Raw genomic sequence first — 21,238 nt, forward strand, 5'->3', positions numbered from 1 at the left:
TCAGCCCTCCCCTGCCATCACTTCGGATTGCTCGAGGCCCAGTTCGATCGCTCGCATCATGCCATCGGCGAGCACGGGCGCTGCCATCGCGAGCAGCACGATGCCCGCCAGCACCGCGACCGGGATGCCGACAGAAAACAGATTGAGCTGCGGCGCCGAGCGCGCGAGCATCGCCATGGTGACCTGCACGATGATCAGCGCCGCGCCGACCGGTAACGCGATCACCAGCCCCATGGAAAACAGCGTGCCGCCGAATTCCACCAGATCGAAGATGACGCGCGGCGACAGAAACGCATTGCCCGGGGGCAGCGCCTCGTAGCTCTGCACGATGATCGCGATCAGCATCAGATGCCCGTCCATGGCGAGCAGCAGCAGCACCGCGACGATCGACAGGAAGCTGCCGATGACCGGGCTCGATGCGCCGCTTTGCGGATCGCTCATCGAGGCAAAGCCCAGGCCCATGGTGTTGCTGATCACTTCGCCCGCGACGAATGCTGCGGAATAGCCGACCTGGAGCGCAAAGCCGATCGCCGCGCCGCAGATCACCTCGCCCAGGATGAAGACAAAGCCCGAATAGCTGACCAGGGTGCTGTCGGGCAGGTTGATCGTGACCGAATTGGCCGCGGCAATGCCGATCATCGCCGATAGAATGATGCGCACCTGCAGCGGCACCGCGGTCGCGCCGAACACGGGCGCCACCATCAGCGCGGCACCGGGCCGGATCATCGCCATGATCCAGATCCACAGTTGCGCTTCGACAGTGGCGAACCCCGGTGCGATCACAGCAGCAGGTCCGGAATACGGCTGAAGATTTCGACGGTGAAGTCGGCGATCAGATAGAGGATCGATCCGCCGAACAGCGCCAGGATGATCGCGAGCACGACCAGCTTGGGCACGAAGCTCAAGGTCGCCTCGTTGATCGAGGTCGCCGCCTGCACCATGCCGAGCAACACCCCGACCAGCAAAGCGGGGATCAGCAGCGGGGCCGAGGCCAGCGCGGTTATCCACAAGGTCTGCTGCGCGAGGCCGATGAAATAGTCGGTCTGTTCCATGTCAGGATCCGGTCCAGGGAAAATCGGGGATGTGCACGATGGCGGGCAGGCAGGCGGGCATCGCGGTCACGTCACGAACGACCCGGCAAGCGACCCCATGGTCAGCGCCCAGCCATCGACCAGCACGAACAATAGCAGCTTGAACGGCATCGAGATGATCGTCGGCGACAGCATCATCATGCCCAAAGCCATCAGCGTGGAGGCGACGACAAGGTCGATGACGAGGAAGGGCAGGAAGATCATGAAGCCGATCTGGAACGCGGTCTTGAGTTCGCTGGTCACGAACGCGGGCAGCAGGATCGAGAACGGGATGTCCTGCGGCCGTGCGAACGACTTTTCCTTGGCGAGATCCATGAACAGCTTGAGGTCGGTCTGACGCGTCTGCTTGATCATGAACTTGTGGAATTCCTTGCCGGAAATCTCGATCGCGGTTTCCAGCTCGATTGTGTCGGCGGCATAAGGCGCGACGGCGCGCGAATTGATCTCGGTAAAGGTCGGCGCCATCACGAACATCGAGAGGAACAGCGACAGGCCGATCAGCACCTGGTTGGGCGGGGTCTGCTGCAGCCCCAAAGCCTGACGCAGGATCGAGAGCACGATGATGATCCGCGTGAAGCTGGTCATCATCAGCAGCATCGAGGGCAGAATGGTGAGCAGACCCATCAGGACGAGGATCTGCAGGGAGAGCGTCAGCGGCTTGCCGTCGCCTGCGACATCGTCGAGCGCGCGGCCCAGCGCCTCGGAGGCGCCCGGCGCTGCGACCGGGCCGGTTGCCTGCGCGAATGCGGGGGTGGCAAGGAGGATGGCGAGAGCCGCGAGCAGGATCGCGGCGATCCACCAGCCCAGCAGGCCCTTGCCTGCGCGGCGGCGCCGTGGTGTTGCTCCGCTCATGCTCCGCGCGCCTTGAACGCTGCGAGCAGGTCGCGCTCTGATCCGGCCAGCGTCGCCGGGGGAGGTGATACGCTGGCCGGACCGTTTCCGGCATCGGCGCGGGCGATCGTGTCGATCCGCGCGCGCGTCACCGAAACCAGAATTCTCTGCCCTGCAAACTCGACCACAGCGAGCTTGCCCGACACACCCATGCTGACCGTTTCAACGACCCTGAGGTCGCGCTGCGGGCCTGCCATATCGAGCCGGGCCATCATGCCGGGCTGGTACTTCTTGTACAGCCACAGGCTGCCATAGATCATGCCGGCCATGATCGGCAGCATGATGACGAGTTTGATGATGTAGTAAGTCATCGGTTCCGCTTCTTGTCCTCCGCCGCGCCGCCGGGTTTCCGGCGGGGGCTGGCGGGGACAAAAAGGGTCCCGTCAGACTCGCCGTTCGACCCGTGCCTGGCCGACGTTCTTCGTCACCACCTCGGCGACCCGGATTCCGAACCGGCCGTCGACAGTGACAACTTCCCCTCTTGCAACCAGCGTGCCATTTACGTTGATGTCGAGCAGCTCATTGGCCTGGCGGTCGAGTTCGACCACCGAACCTTCGGCAAGCTCCATGATTTCGGCGAGGCGCAGCGATGCGCTGCCGACCTCGACCGACAGCCGCACGGGGATGTCGGCAAGAAAGCGGTAATGATTTGCCGCCTCATGCAATCCGTTGCCGCTCAGGTCCACAGCCTCTGCAGGGGCGCCCAGCATCGGGGCTTCGCTCATGTCGCTCATGGATCCGTTATCCTTTTTCAATGGTTTCGATGCGGAACGCGGCAAGGCCGTTCTGTTCACCCAGGCTGCCGCGCGCGAACACGCGGTCACCGATGATCAGCGGCAGGTTGCGCGCCGGTGGAATGGGAATGATGTCGCCGGGCTTGAGGTCGGCGAGCTGCGGCAAAGTGAGCACCGGACGGGCGAGCACCGAGCGCGCGGGCAGGCTGACATCGGCGAGCACCACGGCCATCTGGTCGCGCCACGCCGGATCCGGCCCGCGCTCCTCGGCAAAGCCTGCAGGCGTCAGGCACTGGTCGGCGCCCTGCAGCCCGTCGAGCGGGTAGACGATCTCGATCTCGTAGCGGCTGTTGCCGGGCAGGGTCAGGCGAAAACGCTGGATCACCATGCGTGCCGCCGGCGCCGCGATCCGCGCGCCGTCGACGCTGCTCGAATGGCCCGCGGCGTGGCAGGCAAAGCTGCCGACCTCGTTCCAGGCCGCGCCCAGACGTTCGCCGATCGCCTTGGCCATGCGGCCGATCAGGCGGATGTCGGTCTGGGTGAATTCCTTCTTGGCGACAGCGCTATCGCGCGGCGCACCGCCGAAGAACGCATCGAGCATTGCCGACACCATCGCAGGTTCCATCCGCAGCAGCACGCGGCCCTTCATCGGGCTGAGCTGGAACTGGCTGATGCTGACCAGTTCGGGCTGGCGGTCGCACCAGGCATCGAACTGGGTAAATTCGGGATCGGGCGTGTCGACGCGCAGCTTGACCCCGGCAATCGGCTCGAGCGCATTGCGCAGGCCGACGCACAGCGAGCGCGCGACCCGGCGCAGCACCGGCACGACCGTCTTCTGGTCGGCATCGGCGCGGGCAAAGCTGTGCTCTGCCGGGCGACGCTCGGTCACCGGCGCGGCAGCCTCTTGCGGCGCTGCTTCAGCCGGGGATGCGGTGGTTTTGGCCTTGCTCATGAAATGCTGTCGTCCCGTCTCGCTGAATTCGGCTTCACTGAACCACGATGCTGGTGAAATAGACGTCCTCGACCCCGCCAAAGCCGGTCTTCTCGGTCAGCGTATCGTTGATGACCTTCTTGATCTGGCCCTTGAGCTGGTTCTTGCCCTCCATCGATTCGAGCTGCATCGCGTCGAACTCGCTGATCGTCATCAGCACGGCAGAACGCACGGCGATGTTGTGCTCGGTCAGCGCGGCGGTGATCTTCTCGTCGAAATAGGTCGAGACCGCGAGCGACATCTGGGCAAAGCCGGTGTCGCCGCGCAGATTGGCGGTGAAGGGTTCCTCGATCGGGAAATAGGTGACCTTGAACTTGGCATCGAGCTGGGTCGCCGATCCCGGGTTCTTGAGGCCCGCCGCCTTGGCAGACACGGTCGTGCCGTCCTTCAGCACCACTTTGGGGGCATTGGGGTCTTCATGCTCCCCGCCGCCGATCATGCCGGCCGCAAAGAAGCCCGCAGCCGCGCCGCCGCCGCCAAGCACCAGAACGGCGACGAGTGGAATCAGCAGCTTTTTGACCATGCCGCCCTTCTTCTTCGGTTCCTTTTCGGTTTCAGCCATCTGTCGATCCTTAAGAGAATGTCATGTGTTCAAAAGGTTAAGCGTAACGCACATTGCCGCGGGCGCGGCGCTGGGCGGGAGAAGTCTCTGCTTGCGGGTCAGCGGTCGTCTGGCGGGCAAGCGCCTCGCGGGCGCTGCCGGCTTCCTGTCCGGACTGGCCGCGCTGCTGCTGCGCAGATCCGCCTTGCGCGCCCGGTGACTGCTGGCGCAGTTCGACGGTGACATCGGCGCTGCGCTGGTTGTTGGCGCGCAGATCCTGCTCGAGCCGCACCTGCGACTGGACCAGGGTATCGCGCACGGCGTCATGCTCGGTCGTGATGCGGACATGGTCGCGCTCGGGTCCGGCCAGCATCTCGATGTCGATCCGGCCGAGATGTTCGGGGCTGATCTGCATCCGCACCATCTGGCCGCCACCCACCACGCGGGCGATCTGGGTTTCGACGTTGCCGACGAACCCGGCATCAAAGGCGAGCGTTTCCAGCGGCGCGGCCTGCGCGGCGCCGGTTGCGACAGGAGCGGTCAACCCCTGAACGGTGTTGGCGATGGCCGGAGCTACGACCGCGTTGAGCGCCGCAGCCCAGGAGGGCGGCACGGCCTCTGCCGTCTTAGCACCGACGGCATCCAGCATGCTGGCGGCCGATACCGGTTGCGCCGAAGGATCAGCCAGATCGAACAGCGCGCTCAAGGCCTGGGCAGGCCGCGCGGCCTGCGCTGCGGCCTGGATGGCGCGCTGGCCCGCGGCGGACACGGCGGTACGCGAAGAGGGCGTTGCAGTGCTGCGCTGTGGCTGCAGCGGGATCTGACCGGGCAGAACGATCTCAGCGGTGGCCGCTGCATCGGTCACCAGCGCCTGTTCGGGTGCGACCTTCGGAGCCTCGGTCTTTGCCGGCGATGCCGGGATGGCGACGGGCGCCGATGCGCGCTCTGCGGTCACGCCGCGGCCAGGCTGGGCCTGTGCGGTCGGGGCGGGCGCGGTGGTTTCGGCATTGCTGCCGACCGCTCCGCTCTGCACAGCATCGCTCTGCAACGACGACGCCGCGACGGTCTGAGGCGCTTCGGCTGGCAGCTGAACGGCCTGAGTCTGGGCCAGCGCCTGAGGCTGGGTCACGGGCTGGGCCTGAGTCTGAACGATGTCGTCACCCGCCATCAGCGGTGCGCGCGGAGCGACACCCTGGGGGGCCGCGTCAGTCACGGTGTCTGCGGCTTTCGCAGAGGGCACGGACCCGGTCACCGGCGCAGGCCGGGCGCTGATCGCGAACGGCACGCTGCCGGTGTCGGGAGCAGAGGCTTCCGGCCGCACAGGCGCGGGAACAACAGCCTCGATGGCAGGAGCAGCAAGCGGCACCGCATCGGCTGCGCCGGCAACCGGCTCATCCAGCCTGGCGGTGCGGCGCGGGCGCGCGGTGTGAGGATCTGCGGCGATGTCTTCGGCTGCGACCGCTTCTGGCAGTGCCTGCGGAGTGATCTGACGCAGCGCGGGGGTTTGCGGCGCGAGAACAGCAGCGGCGGCCTGTGTGACGGGAGCTTCCGCAGCGATCGGAGCCGATGCCGCAACGGGTGCAGCAGCAGGCTTCATCACGCCGCCCAGCACCGCCTCGATGATCGCGGTCGGGCTGGCATCTTCGGGCAGCGCGGGGATTTCGGGAGCCTCGGCCAGCGGCACGGCTTGCGCGACCGCAACAGGTGCGGGCAACAGCGCCAGCGCCAGGGCAAAGCCTGAGTCGCCTGCCCCAGCCACGGCAGCGCCCGCAGCCCCGGTGTCGCCCATGGCGGCATCGAGTCCGGTCATCTGCGCCAGCTGGCTGGCAAAGGGGTTGGCGTCAAGCATCATGCCCGACTTCACAGCAGGAAGCGTGCCAACTGAAAGCGACATCAGCGAAGATCCCGACAGCGCCTGCATCATGTCCTGGCTCATTCTTCGGTTCCTTTGCGGTTTCTGCGGCGGATCGGCAGCCGCGCGGCCTTGCGGTCGGCGGTGTCGTCGGCATGGGCGATCGCCCGGTCAAGCAGTCTGGATGTGGTTTCGCGGTCGATATAGGCGGCAGTGCGTTGCCGCTCGACCTGGGCAAGATGCTGCCGCGCGCGCACCAGCGCGGCGTTGATCTCGCCATCGGCGCGGATCAGCCGCTGCGCGAGCTCGAGCTGCGCGTGCAGCGCGGCGCCGTTCTGGCAGTGCGCCGCCTCGAACGCGCCGTCACGCAGCTTCTTCAGCCGCTCGGCATTGTTCATCAGCGTCGCCTCGTTGCGCATCGCATTGGCGGCAACGCCGATCGCGAGCTTCACCTGCGCATCGCGCACCGCGTGGACCCGCCGCCAGGATTTGGGCTTCAGGCTCATGCGCCAAAGCCCTGCATCAGATCGGCAACGCTGGCGTCGAGATCGACCCGGTCATGCGGCGCCTGGCGGATGAAATCGAGCAGATCGGGCCTGCGCGCGACCGCTTCGTCGATATTGGCATCGGTGCCTTCGCGATACGCGCCCATCAGCAGCAGATCGCGGTTTTCCTCGTAGGCCGACCAGATCCGGCGGAAGTTCGCCATCGCGCGGCGGTGTTCGTCCGAGATGATGTCGGTGGCGACGCGGCTCAGCGACTTGCCGATGTCGATCGCGGGAAAGATGCCCTGTTCGGCCATCGAGCGCGACAATATGATGTGCCCGTCGACGATCGCGCGCGCGCCATCGACGATCGGGTCGTCGAGATCGTCGCCATCGGCGAGCACGGTATAAAGCGCAGTGATCGATCCGCCGCTTTCGCGGTCGTTGCCCGCGCGTTCGACCAATTTGGGGATCAAGGCGAGCGCGGAAGGGGGATAGCCCTTCATCGTCGGCGGTTCGCCCAGCGCCAGCCCGATTTCGCGCTGTGCGTGCGCGATGCGGGTCAGGCTGTCGATGATCAGCAGCACCTTCTTGCCCTGCTTGCGGAAATATTCGGCGATCGCGGTCGCGCGATAGGCCGCGCGCAGCCGCAGGATCGGAGAGTGATCGGCGGGTACCGCGACGGTGACGGTGCGCGACTTCATCGGGCCGGCCATCTTGGTCTCGACAAAATCGCTGACCTCGCGGCCGCGCTCGCCGATCAGCCCGACGACAATCACGTCCGCCTCGGCAAAGCCGATGATCTGGCCGATCAGCACCGATTTACCGACGCCCGATCCTGCCGCCACGGCAATGCGCTGGCCATGGCCTGCGGTGAGCAATGCGTTGATCGCGCGGACGCCGAGGTCAATGGTCTTGGTGACCCGGCCACGGTTGAGCACGTTCTCGCGCTTGCCCGCAAGCGGCCAGCGATCGTGCGCGATTACCGGGCCAAGGCCGTCCAAAGGCTCGCCCATCGGGCCGATGACGCGACCGAGCAGAGCCTCGCCGACCACGGCCATGTTGGCCTGCGCGTCGGGTTCGACGCGCGCGCCGCTGCGCAGCGCGGCATCGCTCTCGAGCGGCACCATCATTGCGCGCGACCCGCGAAATCCTGCAATCTCGGCGCGGATGCGGCGGCCATCGGCGGCGCGGACCGATCCGCCATAGCCGATCGGGTAATCGAAGCCGGTGACTTCCAGCATCCCGCCTTCATGCGCGACCAGCCGGCCGACGCGGCGCGGGCCCGCGCCAAGCGCGGCGACCTTGTCGGTGAACTGGCGAACCGCCTCTTCCTGTGCAGCGATCATTGGTCCCCCTCCAGATCGTCGATCAGCCCCTGCAGAGCGTCGAGCATCGGCTGGGTTCCTTGCTCAATCCATCCATCAGCATGGTTAAGCGAAACCGTCCCGCGCCGGATCGTCGGATCGGGTGTCAGCACCAGGCCGCATTCGGCATCGCCCAGCAGTTTCATGTCCTCGGGGTGCAGGTGGAGCGCGCTGCCGCGCATGTCGCGGGTAACCAAAGTGGCGAGCGACTGGCAGTGCTTTTCCAGCACCGCTGCATCAGGCTCGGCAAAACCGCTCGAACGTTCAAGCATCTGCTTCATCGCGTGCAGCAGCATCGCGCACAGCCCCTGCGAGAGCTGGGGACGCAGCGCGGTGATCGCGGCGGACAGCGCCTGGGTGGCCGCATCGCTCGCCTGCTGTTCGGCTATCGCCTGGGCGATGCCATCGGCAACCCCCTGGTCATAGGCCTGCACCAGCAGCTCCTCGGGCGAAGGCCCCTGGTCGATCTCGGGTTCGTCGGCGAGGTCGTCTTCCTCGTCGAAATCGATCACCGGCGGCTCCGCATCAGCGCTGGCAAAGCCCGCCATCGCGGCAAAGATCGCCGAGGGCCGGAACACCGCAGGCGGCGCCTGCATGTCCCACACCGGCAGAAACTCCGCGCTGCCATCGGGACCGATGGTCATCGGACGATCAGACATATTCGTCGCCGCCTCCGCCGATCACGATTTCGCCCGCATCGGCCATGCGCTTGGCGGCCTGGACGATCGCCTTCTGCGCCTCGACCACTTCGGACAGCGGCATCGGGCCACGATCGGCGATATCGTCGGCGATCGACTGCGCGGCACGGCTGGACATGCAGCCGAACATCTTGTCGCGCAGTTTGTCTTCGGCGCCCTTGAGTGCGGGAACCAGGATTTCGGCGTCGATAGACCGCACCAGCGCTCCCAGATCCTTGGGATCGAGCCGGATGAGATCGGCAAAGACGAACATCTCGTCCTCGATCTTGCGCGCGATCTCCTTGTCGCGCTTGGTGACCGCACGGATGATCCGCGCGCTTTCGCGCTTGTTGATGATGTTCATGATCGCTGCTGCGTCCGACGTTCCGCCCGACGAGCTCGATCCGCCGCTGCGCTGGCCGGCACCCTGGCTGGCGAGCAGCGCATCGATGGTCTCGAGCGCCTCGGCGCTGACCGGACCCAGCGTCGCCAGACGGAAGACCACGTCTTCCTGCACGTCGGTGGGCAGCAGCTGCAGCACATTGGCGGCAACCTCTGGCTTGAGATACGACAGCACGACGGCGGCGATCTGCGGGTGCTCATGCTCGACCAGCAGCGCGATCTCGACCGCGTCCATCCATTTGAGCGCCTCGAGGCCGTTGCCCGACTTCTTGGGCGCGACGCGGGTGATCATGGTTTCGGCGCGGCGATCGCCTAGGGCGCGCTTGAGCATGCCCTCGATCTGCTCGTCGGCCTTGTAGCCCAAAGTCGTGCGGTTGCGCGCCTTGTCGATGAACAGGTCGAGCACCTCGTTGATCTCCTCGGCACCGACATCGGCGACCGAATACATGATCTCGCTGAGCTGGCGCACCTCGTCGGGCTCCAGCCGGGTCAGGATCTCGGCTGCCTGCTCTTCGGCGAACAGCAGCATCAGGATCGCGGCGGCATGATCCGAGGGGATCGGGCGACGGCCTGCGGGCGCGACGCCATCTTCGACCACGGCATCCAGGGCATCAGGCATCGACCGGCTCCTTGGCGGCATCGGCATTGCCCTTCAGCAGATCACGGACCACCAGGGTGGCGTGATCGGGGTTCTGCCTCACGAAATTCTGGATCAGCAGCGCACGCTCCTGATAGCTCGACGCGGCGTTGATCATGTCCAGCGTCACCGGCTCGTTGTCGTTGACGGTGCGTCCTGCGGCGCGCGGATCGGTTCCGTCACGGGCCAGCGCCTGGGCGAGCAGCCCGCTGGGGCCCTCCCCTGCGGCGGCAGCGGCGGCTTCCTTGTCGTCTGCCTTCTGCTTGGTGTAGCGCTTGAGCAGCGGGCGACCGATGCCGAAGATCAGCGCGAGCGCGACCAGCAGCGCCGAGACGTTGCGCACCAGCATGTTGAACCAGCTGGTTTCGTAGAACGGCTCTTCCACCGCGGTTACCGGCTCGAAGTTGCGCGACGAGATGGCGACCTGGTCACCGCGCGCGACGTCAAAGCCGATCGCACCCTTGACCAGTGCCTCGATCGCGGCGATTTCGGCGGCGCTGCGCTCCTTGCCACCGGCCAGGTTCTTGACCGCGACGGCGACCGAGATGCGCGTGACCTTGCCCGAAGGCTCGCGGGTCACGGCGACCTGACGGCCGAGTTCGAAGTTGCGGTTGACCTGTTCGTTGCGGGTCGTGGTCTGGCCGGGGGCTGCACCCTCGGCGCCTGCCAGCTCCGCACCCGGTTCGGTGGCGACAGTCGGATCGGCGGGCGGCTGGTTGGCCAGCGCACCGGGCACACCGCCTGCGGGGGCAGGCTGGGCTTCGGTCGACGTGACCGTCTGTTCGCTGCGCACCCGTGCTTCATCGGCGGGGAAGGTTTCGGTCGTCGCCTGACGCTCGGCAAAGTTCACCTCGGTCGAGACTTCGGCAACGAAGTTGCCTGCACCCAGCATCGGGGTCAGCAGCGCGGTCAGCTGACGGCGATAGCGTTCCTCGATGGTTTCCTTGACCTCGATCTGGCGTTCGGCCTCGTCCATCGAGCTGCTCTTGGAGTTGCTCGAAAGCAGGCGACCGTTCTGGTCGACCAGCGAGATGTTCTCTGCCGACAGCCCGGGGACCGAGCTTGCCACCAGATGGATGATCGCCTGGACCTGCGATTCGGGCAGGCGGCCGGCATCGGCCAGCTGGAGCACCACCGATGCGGCGGGCTCGTTGCGATCACGGATGAAGATGCTCGGCGGCTCGACGGCGAGATGGACCCGCGCCGATACGACCGAGTCCATCGCTTCGATGCTGCGGGCAAGATCGAGTTCGCGCGCGGCGCGGAGCTTCTCGTTCTCCACCGCGCGGCTGGCACCCATCGGCATGGACGAGATAAGATCGTCGCCGCTGGGCGAGCTTTTGGGCAGGCCCTGCGCTGCGAGCGCAATCTTCGCCTTATGATAATCATCTTCGGACACCATGATCGTGCCCGAGCTTTCCTCGAAGCTGTAGGGAATGGTCGAGCTGTCGAGCGCGGAGATGACCGCAGCCTTGTCGCTGTCGGGCAGGCCGCGGAACAGATCGCGCTGCGGCGGCTCGCGAAGCGCCGCCCAGGCCAGGATCGCCAGCATGACGATGCCCAGAAAGCCGATCAGCGGCATCGCCTTGGCGACTGCCGGCTGGCTCACGAAGTTGCGGACCTGCGCCGGGATGGCAGTGCCACCCAGAATGCGCCCGGACGCGCCCGAACCTCCGGTACCGGCGACCAGCGCAGGCGTGGGGTTGTACGCGCCACCGTCGGATGGATTGGGGCTGATGGTAATCTCTGACATGGATTATACCGGCATGTTCATGATGTCCTGATACGCGGACAGCAATTTGTTACGGACCTGAAGGGTCGCTTCGAAACCGATCGACGCCTTCTGCTTGGCCATCATCACCGCGGCAATGTCGGTGGTCTGGCCCATTTCGTACGATGTCGCCGCGTTCGATGACGCGTGCTGCACCTGGTTGACCTGATCGAGCGCGGTCTTGAGCGTTCCGGCAAAGCCGTCCGGCTTGGTCTCGGTCGCCTCGGTGCCCAGCATCGGGGATTTCTTGGACAGCTGCTGCAGCGCGCTGTTCTGCTGGAGGATCGCATTGCGCGCCGCCATAATGGTGCTGCTGATGTTGCTCATGGCCTAGCTCCTCTCGCCCCGGTCACGCGGCAGCTGCCAGCTCGCGCATATTGGCGAGACGGTAGCGCAGGGTGCGTTCGGAGATGCCCAGCATGCGGGCGGTTTCGCGGCGGTTGCCGCCGTTTTCGTCCAGAGCCTGCTGGATCGCATCATGTTCGACAGCGCGCGACAGGCTGTGCAGATCGCCGGCGCGCATCAGCTTGACCGTGCCTGCGGCGGGCACCGGATCGGCGCGCGGGCCGAATGCGGCGGGCGCAGGTGCAGCGGCAGGCGCGGTGAACAGGCGTACCGGGGCAAGCCCCAGATCCTCGGCTTCGATGGCATCGCCATCGCGCAGCACCAGAGCGCGCTGCAGCACATTGCCCAGCTCGCGGGCGTTGCCCGGCCAGCTGTGCGCCTGCAGCGTTTCCAGCGCTTCGGCGCTCAGCCAGGCAAAGTCGCTGGCATCGTTCTGCATGCGGATGAGCATGGCGGCGGCAATGGCGCGGACATCCTGACGGCGATCGGCAAGGCGGGGGAGTGCGATCGGCATCACGTTGAGGCGCCAGTAAAGGTCTTCGCGGAATTCGCCCGCGGCCACCAGATCGGCGGCATCGCGGTTGGCGGCGGTGACGATGCGGACATCGACCTTGACCGAACGGGTCTCGCCGACGGGCAGGACTTCACCTTCCTGCAGCGCGCGCAGCAGCTTGGCCTGCAGCGCCAGCGGGAGCTCGGTGATCTCGTCGAGGAACAAGGTGCCGCCATCGGCAGCGCGGAAAAGGCCCTCGCCATCGGCCGATGCGCCGGTGAAAGCACCCTTCTTGTGGCCGAACAGGATGGCTTCCACCATGGTTTCGGGCAGCGCGGCGCAGTTGACCGCGATGAACGGGCCCTTGGCGCGGGGGCTCTGGTCATGCACGAGACGGGCCATGCCTTCCTTGCCGGTGCCGGTTTCGCCCTGGATCAGCACCGCAGCCTCGCTGCGGGCGATGCGCGCGGCATAGCCCATCAGCTTGGCCATTGCAGGCTCGCCCACGGCGGGACCGCGTCCGGCGCGCAGAAGTTCGGCGATCAGCGCGAGGCCGAGCGGCATGTCGTCAAAGCCGAAGGCGATGCGGGCGGGAAGACCGTTGGCGGCGCGCACCAGCTGCGGTGCGCCATCCGTGAGATCGACAAGAATGTCACGATGGCTGGCCGAGGCGATTTCCTGCGCCATCAGAACCTTGACCGCACCGGCGGTCGTGGCGACCGCAACCGGGTTGATCCAGGCTGATTTGAGCCAGCTTTCGAGCATGGGCAGGTTCGTACGAACGGCCTCGCTCAGTGTGCATTCGATCATATTTCAGTCCCCCGACTTAATGGATCGCGGAGACTGCCGTTAAAGAGAGGCCCCGCAGAGACTATTCTAGCAAGGCCTGTGCCAATTGCGGGGAATGGCCGGAAAGCGTGGCTCTGGGGCACCTGTATATAAGGCATCACCCGCCCGCGTCATTTTATTGACGCGAGCAGTCAAGGAACCGGTGACGGATTTTTGACACCTGCATGGGGAAAGTGTCGGCGGATTGACGCCCCTTGCCTTCCCTTTCGCACCGGCCCGAACGGACGTGTCGATTTTTTTTCTTAATGCCCCCTGCCCTGCACCGTTAACGCTTTCGAGGCCGCTTTGGTGGGACCGAGCCGCCCCGTTCAAGAACTGAAAGGAACAACAGATGACTGTTATCGGAACCAACGTCGCGGCAATGCGTGCATCCTATGCCTCGACCACTGCACAGAACAGCCTGTCCAAGGCAATCGACCGCCTGTCGACCGGCAAGCGCATCAACTCGGCAGCCGACGACGCCGCCGGCAACGCCATCGCCACCCGCATGACCTCGCAGATCCGCGGCCTCAACCAGGCTGTCCGCAATGCGAACGACGGCATCTCGCTGGCGCAGACCGCAGAAGGCGGCATGAACGAAATCGTCAACATGCTGCAGCGTATGCGTGAACTGTCGGTTCAGTCGGCTTCGGGCACGCTGCAGGACACCGACCGTGTCAACCTGCAGGCTGAAGTTGCCGAACTGATCCTCCAGATCGACGACGTCGCATCGCGCACCGACTTCAACGGCGTTGCCCTGCTCGACGGCACCAACGCAACCGTCGACGTCCAGACCGGATCGTCCTCGGGTGAAACCGTCGCCATCACGCTGACCGACGTCACTGCCGCTACCCTGGCCGTCGACGCGATCGACATCGGCACCGCTGCCGGTGGTGACGGCGCCCTGACCGTGCTCGACACCGCGCTCGACACGATCACGACCGCTCAGGCAACTCTGGGTGCCGCGCAGAACCGTCTGCAGGCAACCGTCTCCAGCCTGGTCAACCGCGTCACCAACCTCTCGGAATCGCGTTCGCGCATCCAGGACGCCAACTTCTCGGAAGAATCGACCCAGCTCGCCAAGGCGCAGATCCTGAGCCAGGCATCGACCGCGATGCTCGCCCAGGCGAACCAGAGCCAGCAGGGCGTTCTGAGCCTGATCCGTTAATCGGTCGGGAACAACAGACGACTTCAACCGTATAGGCTCCGCAACGGCCATTTTACGACAACTCACTGGCCTGAGCCTTTCGAATTCCGATCAACCCCCTTCCCCGTCCAACGGGAAGGGGGTTTTTCGTTGTTGGGGGTTGGGGCTTTAGACCCTCTCCCCTTGAGGGGAGAGGGTTGGGAGAGGGGAATGCGCTGGACGTTCAGCCCCTCTCAGCTGCGACTACGCAGCAAGCTGCCAAGTCTCGCTTCTCTCCCCCGGGCCGCAGGCGAGCGAAGCTCAACGGGAGAGAGCTATATCATTACCGCGTGCTTGCCAGCCGCTTGCGCAGCTTTTCCAGCGCGGCCTTCTTGATCTGGCAGACGCGCGCGGCGGTGATGCCGAGGATCAGGCCGATCTCGTCGAGGTTCATTTCCTCGATATAGTGCAGCTGCAGGATCAGCTTCTCGCGATCCTTGAGCGTTTCGATGCTGGCATTGAGCAATTGCTTGAGGTTGTCCGCCTCCATCCGGGTTTCGGCCGAATCCTCGTGATCGGCAAACCACATCGAATGTTCGGAATAGACCTCGTCCATCGATTCGAAGCGCACGTCCTGCGCGGCATCGGAGCGCATGCGGTATTCCGCCGCATCCATGCCCAGCGCTGCGGCCACTTCCGCCTCGGTCGGGTTGCGGCCCAGCTGGCGGACCAATTGCTCCTGCGCCCGGCGCAATTTCTTGCGGAAATCCATCGCCGATCGGCACATGTTGCTCGACGAGCGCAGATGATCGATCAGTGCGCCGCGAATGCGCATGCTGGCATAGGTCGCAAAGCCGTGGCCGCGATCCTCGTAATGGTTCGCCGCCTCGACCAGAGCGACCATGCCGATCTGGATCAGGTCCTCGATCTCGATCACGCCCGGCGCCATGCCGCGGACGTGCCAGGCCAGCTTGCGGACCAGGGGCAGATGCGCCTCGATCAGCTTGCCCGGCGCAATCGCGGCGGGTTTGCGGCCATAAGTGATCGTCTCGATGGGTATGTGCTGCATATTATGTGTCCAGCTTCATGAGAATGTCGGGCTGCGGCTCTGGCTATCAGCCGCGCGAGAAGGAATGTTCGGCCTGGGGCGCGCGGTATTGCGTCTGCCCGCCAACCGTTGCGACCACCTCGACCGGCTTGTCGTCGGGCAGCTCGCGGAACGAGAGCACCGGCGTATCGGGGAAGCGCGGGCGCAGCAGATCGGCGAGCGGCTTGCGCGCCAGCGGCGAGGTGACCAGCGCGTAGTTGCGCTGCTCCAGCATCAGCGGTCGTGCAGCCTGCTCGATCGCTCCCAGGATGCGCTGGGCAAGTCCGGGCTCGATCGGGAAGGCAGCATCGCCAGCGACGCGAAGCGACTGGGCGAGCAGCGTTTCGAGCTCGGCATCCAGCGTCACCACGGGCAAAGGCAGGTTCACAGGCACCAGCGACTGGATGATGATCGAGCCGATCCGCTGGCGGACGCCCTCGACGATCTGGGGAACGGTGGTGCCTTCGCCCGCCGCCTCGACCATTGCCGAACAGATCCGGCGGAAGTCGCGCAGCGGCACGCCCTCGCGCAGCAGCTCGCGGCACACGGCGGAGATAGTGAACAGCGAGAGCGGCTGCGGAGTAAGGCCGTCGACCAGCTCGGGCGAGCTTTCCTTGAGCGTCTCGAGCAGCTTCTTGGTCTCGTCCATGCCGAACAATTGCGCGGCGTTGAGGCGGACCATCTGGTTGAGATGCGTCGCCATCACGGTGGCGGCATCGACCACGGTATAGCCGGCGACGATCGCCTCGGCGCGCATGTCGGAAGAAATCCACACCGCATCCATGCCGAAGGTGGGGTCCTTGCACGGACGGCCTTCGATCGGGGTATCGATATCGCCGCTGTCGAGCGCGAGCAGATCGTCGGGCCAGATCTCGTCCTCGGCAACGATGGTGCCGCCGATGGTGATGCGATAATGGTTGGCGGGCAGGCTCATGTCGTCCTTGATCCGCACCAGCGGGATGACGAAGCCGAGTTCCTTGGAGATCTGCTTGCGGATGCCGGTGACGCGGCGCATCAGCGGCGCATCGCGGCGTTCGTCGACCAAGGGCACCAGGCCATAGCCGACATCGATCCCCAGCATCGCGCCATCCGAGACGTCCTGCCAGTCGATGGCATTGGGATTTTCGGGCGCAGCGGGGGCAGCGTCCTCGATCACCACCGGCTTGGGCCGCGACAGCTTCCACGCGATGAACCCGGCAACCGCAGCGGCGGGCAGGATGATCAGATGCGGCATCCCGGGCAGCAGGCCCATGATGCCGAGGATCGCGGCCACCGGCACCCAGGCCTTGGCGATGCCGAACTGGCCCGAGATCTGGCCGGGAAGATCGAACGGCGAATTGACGCGGGTGACGATCGAAGCGGCGGCGATCGACAGCAGCAGCGCAGGCACCTGCGCCACCAGCGCATCGCCGATGGCGAGCATGGTGTAGTTGGATGCGGCCTCGCTGATCGACAGGCCATGGCTGACCATACCCAGGATGATGCCGCCGACGATATTGACCACCAGGATCAGCACGCCTGCAACCGCATCGCCCTTCACGAACTTGGACGCACCATCCATCGAACCGTAGAAATCGGCTTCGGTGGCGACCTCGACCCGGCGGGCCTTAGCTTCCTCGGGCGTCATCAGTCCGGCGTTGAGATCGGCGTCGATCGCCATCTGCTTGCCGGGCATCGCATCCAGGGTGAAACGCGCCGAGACTTCGGACACGCGGCCTGCGCCCTTGGTGATCACGACGAGGTTGATGATCATCAGGATCGCGAACACGAAGATGCCGACGATATAGTCGCCACCGATCAGCAGGCTGCCGAACGCCTCGATGACATGGCCCGCCGCCGCGCCGCCTTCATGCCCGTTGACCAGCACGACGCGGGTCGAGGCGACGTTGAGGCCGAGGCGCAGCAAGGTCGCGAACAGCAGCACCGTGGGGAAGCTGGAAAAGTCGAGCGGCTTGGTGACGTTCAGCGCCACCATCAGCACCGCAAGGCTGATCATGATGTTGAAGATGAACCCGATGTCGAGCACCAGGGCAGGCACCGGCAAAATCAGGAACACCACCAGCAGCAGGGTCGTGAGCGGCAGGATCGCGCCGCGCGACATGGCAAGGATGCCACCGAGTTTGCTGACGGAAGTGTTGGGCGCAGGTGTCATGAAATTCAGGCTCCCATCGCGGCGAGCAGCATGTAAGCCAGCCGCGCATTGTCATTGCCGCCAAGGCTGGCGGTCATTTCGGGTCGGGCAGCGCGCGCATTGGCGAGCCGGACGTAATCTGCAGGTTGCACCTGCGGCAGGTCATTGCCTTCGCGCGGCAAGCGGCTGCCGCCGCCATTTGCCGCTCCGCCCAATTTGTCGGCAAAGCGGCCGCGGATCTCGGCAAAGCTGCGCGGGTTGCCCGAGCGGTCGTAGAAGATGGTGCGGTTGGCCTGGGCTGCGCGGCCGAACTGGGGCGCGGCTGCTGCATCGGGGTTGGCATCATGCGCGGCGAGGAACTGGCGGGCGCCTTCGGGGCCCAGGAAATGCGCGAGATACAGATCTACTGGCGCGGCCTGACGGCCCAGGCTGCCTTCTAGATACTGGCGGTTGTCGGAGGCAAATTCCCCCGCCATCAGCGCGGCAACCTCGGGATTCTTGCGCAGGGCAAGGATCGCCTGGCGGGTTTCGGGATCGGCCACGCGGTAACGGCCCTTGCCGTCGCGCTGGATGGCGTTTGCCGCCCAGTCCAGCCCGTGCTTGGATCCGTGTTTGTCGACGACGCCAAGCCAGCTCTGGTCGATGAACTGATACAGGCCGGTGGCGGACGAGGTCGAGGCCTTGGCGTCCGGATTCATGCCGCTTTCGATGCGCGCCTGGCCCATCAGATAGGTGAAATCCACGCCGGTGCGGCGCGCAGACGTGGCGATCGCGCGGGTAACGCGATCTCCATTGCTGCCGACACTGCCAAGATACGAGGACAAAACGAGTCTCCAGAGGTTCTGGAGATGTATCAGCAAGACCTGTGCCAATTTGTGGGGTGTGAGGGGCAGTCGGGCCAGGGGGGAGATCGCAGAGCAACTGTCTCCCCTACCGCTTGCGGGAGGGGCAGGTCCGGATTGCCGGACCGGGGTGGGCTGGGAGCACGGCCCTCAGAAGGATTCACATATTCTCAGCCCCACCCCGGCCTGCGGCCACCCCTCCCGCAAGCGGTAGGGGAGAGGGAAACAACACGAAAAAGCCCTCCATCCGGTACCGGATGAAGGGCCAAAAGCAGCGTTATATCAGAAAGTTACGCTCGGCGAACCGGCGCGCTGTAGGTGCTGTAGGCTTCCTCGCCCTGGATCTCCGCGACGCGGCGTTCGACATGGTCGCGCAGGAAGCGCAGCCGCTGGGCGGCGGCGGTGTTGAACTTCAGCAGGCTGTCGAGCTGGCTGCGGGTGCTGGTGTCCGCGCGCAGCACCCCCTGATTGCGCAGCGCGTCGGTGATGCCGCCCAGATCGCGGGTGTGCGCGATCATCGCGGCGGTATCGCCTGCATCCAGGGCTGCGATCAGCGCGCTTTGCGTGTCGGCGAAGCGCTCAAGCAGATCGCCCTGCATCAGTTCGCGACTACGCCGAGGTCGAGTTCGATCATCTTGGCCGCAAGCTTTTCGGCATCGATGACATAGCTGCCATTGGCGAGCGCATCGCGGATCGCGGCGACGCGGCCCTCATCGATCGGCGCGGACGATGCCGCGACCTGCGCGAAGCTGGTGGTGGTGGGCGCGTTGCGCACGGTGTTGTCCGTGGGCGCAGCGACGGCTGCGGCCTCTACGGACTTCTCGGTCGCACCGCTCTTGCGGGTCGCGCCGAGCGCCGGACTGCCATAGGCTGTAATGCGGGACATGGAATAAAGACCTCGTTCTAGCATGACTTACGTCCTTTAACGGCCTTGGCCTGAATTGCTTAAGGCGAATTTTTGACAAAAGGTTAACGCGGTCTGGCCCGCATTGGTGAACGGTTTAGTTACCAAGAATGGTGGCGCGGCCCGGTTCGATGATCCGCACGAAGATCGGCTTGCCCCTGGGTTCGTCGCGCACCGGAATAACCTCCCCCACGCGGCCGTCCTTGTCGGCGATCATCACCCGCGACAGCGAGAAGCTGGGGCGCTCGACGGTGAGCAGGATCGGCTCGCCGCGCTTGATGCCTTCCTGGCCCAGTCCTGCGGCCCCACGCTGCAGCGGCGCGCGCGAGGCGCTCGCCTGAGCAGGTTCGGCGGCAAGATCGAGCGGAACGCGGATGCGCCAGCCCAGCGTCGGGCAGCGCACCGCGGCAGCGCCCATGTCGGGGCCGGTGATCTCCAGCGCCACCGGGCAGGCCTTGAGCTTGAGGCGGCGGTCGACCAGCGCGCGTGCGCCGCCCGGCTGTCCGACCTCTGCGCCCATGGTGGCGGCGACGAGAACGTCGATCTCGCCCAGATTCTGCATCCCCGGTGTCTGGGGCTGCGCCGTGGCCGACGCGGATATGGCGAGGGCCGGGATCAGGGCCAGCGCGGCCAGTGCGGATTTGGGAGCGAACATAAGCGGTCCTTTGATGACTGTCGGAACAATCACAGCAAGGTCCGTGCCAGAATTCCGCTATTGCCGGGGCGCAGTTGCGCGCAGCGTGAGCGTGACATCGCGCTCGCTGCCGGCAGAGCCGGTGCCGGGGCGGGCCAGATCGGGGACCATCGCGCTGTCGGCGACGCCCTGGTCCGCGAGCACGCGCATGATCGCCGCAGTGCGCGCAGCGGCGAGCTCCCACCTGTCGAGCCGCGAGGCGCCCTTTTCGGCCACCACCGGCACCATGATGCCGATTTCGACAGTTTTGCTTTCGGCAGGGCGAGCCCTGACCCCCAAGGCAGTGATATCCGCCACGCCCTGATCGGTCAGCCGTGCCTCCTGCGGCTCGAACAGCCTGGCGAGCTTGAGCGTGACGCGCTCGGCCGATGCCGGTGCGCTGCTGCCGAAGCTGTCGGCCAGCGCTTCTGCCACCGCCGGGTGCCGATCGCCCACGCTGGCGATCATCGCCATCACCCCGGTCATGATCAGGGCGAGGTCGAGAAACGAGACGGTGGTGCGCTGCGCGGGGGTCATGACGGCACGGCAGGCGTCCGCACCGTGCGCGGCTCTTCGGTCGCGACGCACAGCCCGCTGGCGGTGATGTCGGGATATTCGCGACGGCCGATCTCGATCAGCCGGCGCGCGGCGTCCTCTTCCCAGCCGATCTGCTCGCTGGCGATCCGCGCCAGCCGCTGCGCGATCGGCCCTGCGATCAGGTTGGAGAGCACCAGCCCATATAAAGTGGTAAGCAGCGCCACCGCCATCGCGCGGCCGATCGAGGCGGCGTCCGAGACATTGCCGAACAGCAGGATCAGCCCGACGACGGTGCCCAGCATCCCCATGGCCGGCGCGCAATCGGCGACATTTTCCCAGAAGCGGACCATCGCGGTCAGCCGCGCGCGGCGATGCGCGCCCAGCCGCAGCATGGCTGCCTGAAAGCCGTCGAGCGAGCGGTTGTTGGCCATGGCATCGGCGGCGGCGGAGACGAACGCGCCGCCTGCCTTGACTCGGTCTGCGCAGCTGATGCCGCGGCTTTCGACCGTGTGCTCGATGCGCAGCACCGCGCGGTGCCCTGCATCGGCCTGGTCCTGCACCTTGATCCACAATTCGCGGCGCAGCGCCGAAAAGCCGCTGAGCGCCGCCGCCGTGCCGTTCTGCACCCAGGCGACGGCAAAGCTGCCGCCTGCGACGCAGCCCAGCGCCATCGGATCGAGAAAGGCGGCAATCGTCATGATCTGTCCTGTTCAACCCCCGATTGCGCAACCCGGCCAGAGCGGCAAAAACCTGCCGCCCGACCGGCAAAAACCTGCCGCATGGCCCTGGGCGCGCCCGGCTGGCCCGGCTGCGCACCCCATGAAATCCACGGA

Annotated in this window: 24 protein-coding genes; 1 reads left to right on the forward strand and 23 read right to left on the reverse strand. The window is 65.7% G+C overall.

The genetic code is table 11. The features are described 5' to 3' along the window. The 15 genes from fliR to BSY18_RS13775 all read right to left on the reverse strand — a co-directional run bounded on the left by fliR (position 1) and on the right by BSY18_RS13775 (position 13,087). Positions 1-783 (reverse strand): flagellar biosynthetic protein FliR, encoded by a 783-nt coding sequence (fliR, locus tag BSY18_RS13705; protein ID WP_054135645.1) that lies wholly within the window; start codon positions 781-783, stop codon positions 1-3. Continuing rightward, on the reverse strand, positions 780-1,052 hold the full coding sequence (locus BSY18_RS13710) for a flagellar biosynthetic protein FliQ (RefSeq protein WP_054135646.1): 273 nt from the start codon (positions 1,050-1,052) through the stop codon (positions 780-782). Before BSY18_RS13710 ends, fliR begins: the two co-directional genes overlap by 4 nt. Before the next feature lie 66 nt (positions 1,053-1,118). Further along, positions 1,119-1,943 (reverse strand): flagellar type III secretion system pore protein FliP, encoded by an 825-nt coding sequence (gene fliP, locus BSY18_RS13715; protein WP_054135647.1) that lies wholly within the window; start codon positions 1,941-1,943, stop codon positions 1,119-1,121. Continuing rightward, a complete protein-coding gene (locus BSY18_RS13720) occupies positions 1,940-2,293 on the reverse strand; it encodes a FliO/MopB family protein (RefSeq protein WP_069050900.1) in 354 nt (117 codons plus the stop codon). The genes fliP and BSY18_RS13720 overlap by 4 nt, the downstream gene beginning before the upstream one ends. 72 nt (positions 2,294-2,365) lie before the next feature. Beyond that, positions 2,366-2,716, reverse strand: a complete 351-nt coding sequence (gene fliN / locus BSY18_RS13725) for a flagellar motor switch protein FliN (RefSeq protein ID WP_054135648.1) — start codon at positions 2,714-2,716, stop codon at positions 2,366-2,368. A gap of 7 nt (positions 2,717-2,723) precedes the next feature. Further along, complete coding sequence (locus tag BSY18_RS13730) at positions 2,724-3,668, reverse strand: FliM/FliN family flagellar motor switch protein (protein WP_054135649.1); 945 nt, start codon at positions 3,666-3,668, stop codon at positions 2,724-2,726. 34 nt (positions 3,669-3,702) lie between these two features. Beyond that, complete coding sequence (locus BSY18_RS13735; RefSeq protein WP_054135650.1) at positions 3,703-4,269, reverse strand: flagellar basal body-associated FliL family protein; 567 nt, start codon at positions 4,267-4,269, stop codon at positions 3,703-3,705. Between the two features lie 37 nt (positions 4,270-4,306). Next, on the reverse strand, positions 4,307-6,184 hold the full coding sequence (locus BSY18_RS13740; protein WP_069050901.1) for a flagellar hook-length control protein FliK: 1,878 nt from the start codon (positions 6,182-6,184) through the stop codon (positions 4,307-4,309). Then, a complete protein-coding gene (locus BSY18_RS13745; protein ID WP_054135652.1) occupies positions 6,181-6,606 on the reverse strand; it encodes a hypothetical protein in 426 nt (141 codons plus the stop codon). The genes BSY18_RS13740 and BSY18_RS13745 overlap by 4 nt, the downstream gene beginning before the upstream one ends. Continuing rightward, positions 6,603-7,934: a FliI/YscN family ATPase gene (locus BSY18_RS13750; protein ID WP_054135653.1), complete on the reverse strand. Its 1,332-nt coding sequence runs from the start codon at positions 7,932-7,934 to the stop codon at positions 6,603-6,605. The genes BSY18_RS13745 and BSY18_RS13750 overlap by 4 nt, the downstream gene beginning before the upstream one ends. After that, positions 7,931-8,611 carry a hypothetical protein gene (locus BSY18_RS13755; protein ID WP_150126293.1) on the reverse strand — a complete coding sequence of 227 codons (681 nt, stop codon included), beginning with the start codon at positions 8,609-8,611 and terminating at the stop codon, positions 7,931-7,933. Before BSY18_RS13755 ends, BSY18_RS13750 begins: the two co-directional genes overlap by 4 nt. Next, positions 8,604-9,650 carry a flagellar motor switch protein FliG gene (fliG, locus tag BSY18_RS13760; protein WP_083231461.1) on the reverse strand — a complete coding sequence of 349 codons (1,047 nt, stop codon included), beginning with the start codon at positions 9,648-9,650 and terminating at the stop codon, positions 8,604-8,606. The genes BSY18_RS13755 and fliG overlap by 8 nt, the downstream gene beginning before the upstream one ends. Further along, positions 9,643-11,421: a flagellar basal-body MS-ring/collar protein FliF gene (fliF, locus tag BSY18_RS13765; RefSeq protein ID WP_069050903.1), complete on the reverse strand. Its 1,779-nt coding sequence runs from the start codon at positions 11,419-11,421 to the stop codon at positions 9,643-9,645. Before fliF ends, fliG begins: the two co-directional genes overlap by 8 nt. 3 nt (positions 11,422-11,424) lie before the next feature. Beyond that, on the reverse strand, positions 11,425-11,766 hold the full coding sequence (gene fliE / locus BSY18_RS13770) for a flagellar hook-basal body complex protein FliE (protein ID WP_054135656.1): 342 nt from the start codon (positions 11,764-11,766) through the stop codon (positions 11,425-11,427). A gap of 22 nt (positions 11,767-11,788) precedes the next feature. Next, complete coding sequence (locus tag BSY18_RS13775) at positions 11,789-13,087, reverse strand: sigma-54 interaction domain-containing protein (protein WP_069050904.1); 1,299 nt, start codon at positions 13,085-13,087, stop codon at positions 11,789-11,791. Between the two features lie 370 nt (positions 13,088-13,457). Between BSY18_RS13775 and BSY18_RS13780 the strand changes: the two genes are divergently transcribed. Further along, complete coding sequence (locus BSY18_RS13780; protein WP_054135658.1) at positions 13,458-14,273, forward strand: flagellin N-terminal helical domain-containing protein; 816 nt, start codon at positions 13,458-13,460, stop codon at positions 14,271-14,273. A gap of 301 nt (positions 14,274-14,574) precedes the next feature. On the opposite strand, the gene BSY18_RS13785 is transcribed toward BSY18_RS13780, so the two are convergent. The 8 genes from BSY18_RS13785 to BSY18_RS13820 all read right to left on the reverse strand — a co-directional run bounded on the left by BSY18_RS13785 (position 14,575) and on the right by BSY18_RS13820 (position 21,103). Further along, positions 14,575-15,300 carry a sigma-70 family RNA polymerase sigma factor gene (locus BSY18_RS13785; RefSeq protein ID WP_054135659.1) on the reverse strand — a complete coding sequence of 242 codons (726 nt, stop codon included), beginning with the start codon at positions 15,298-15,300 and terminating at the stop codon, positions 14,575-14,577. A 46-nt stretch (positions 15,301-15,346) separates the two neighbouring features. Then, positions 15,347-17,470, reverse strand: a complete 2,124-nt coding sequence (gene flhA, locus BSY18_RS13790) for a flagellar biosynthesis protein FlhA (RefSeq protein ID WP_069050905.1) — start codon at positions 17,468-17,470, stop codon at positions 15,347-15,349. A 5-nt stretch (positions 17,471-17,475) separates the two neighbouring features. Continuing rightward, on the reverse strand, positions 17,476-18,273 hold the full coding sequence (locus tag BSY18_RS13795) for a flagellar biosynthesis protein FlgJ (RefSeq protein ID WP_069050906.1): 798 nt from the start codon (positions 18,271-18,273) through the stop codon (positions 17,476-17,478). 308 nt (positions 18,274-18,581) lie between these two features. Further along, the gene (locus BSY18_RS13800; protein WP_054135662.1) at positions 18,582-18,890 is read right to left on the reverse strand and encodes a hypothetical protein; all 309 of its coding nucleotides are present in this window, start codon (positions 18,888-18,890) and stop codon (positions 18,582-18,584) included. Beyond that, a complete protein-coding gene (gene flgM / locus BSY18_RS13805; protein WP_054135663.1) occupies positions 18,890-19,177 on the reverse strand; it encodes a flagellar biosynthesis anti-sigma factor FlgM in 288 nt (95 codons plus the stop codon). The genes BSY18_RS13800 and flgM overlap by 1 nt, the downstream gene beginning before the upstream one ends. Positions 19,178-19,292: 115 nt before the next feature. Continuing rightward, positions 19,293-19,850: a hypothetical protein gene (locus tag BSY18_RS13810; protein WP_069050907.1), complete on the reverse strand. Its 558-nt coding sequence runs from the start codon at positions 19,848-19,850 to the stop codon at positions 19,293-19,295. A gap of 57 nt (positions 19,851-19,907) precedes the next feature. Beyond that, a complete protein-coding gene (locus BSY18_RS13815) occupies positions 19,908-20,405 on the reverse strand; it encodes a hypothetical protein (protein WP_069050908.1) in 498 nt (165 codons plus the stop codon). Further along, positions 20,402-21,103 carry a MotA/TolQ/ExbB proton channel family protein gene (locus tag BSY18_RS13820; RefSeq protein WP_069050909.1) on the reverse strand — a complete coding sequence of 234 codons (702 nt, stop codon included), beginning with the start codon at positions 21,101-21,103 and terminating at the stop codon, positions 20,402-20,404. The genes BSY18_RS13815 and BSY18_RS13820 overlap by 4 nt, the downstream gene beginning before the upstream one ends. Positions 21,104-21,238: the final 135 nt, after the last annotated feature.

It is taken from the genome of Blastomonas sp. RAC04 (assembly GCF_001713435.1).
GTDB classification, from domain to species: Bacteria; Pseudomonadota; Alphaproteobacteria; order Sphingomonadales; family Sphingomonadaceae; genus Blastomonas; species Blastomonas fulva.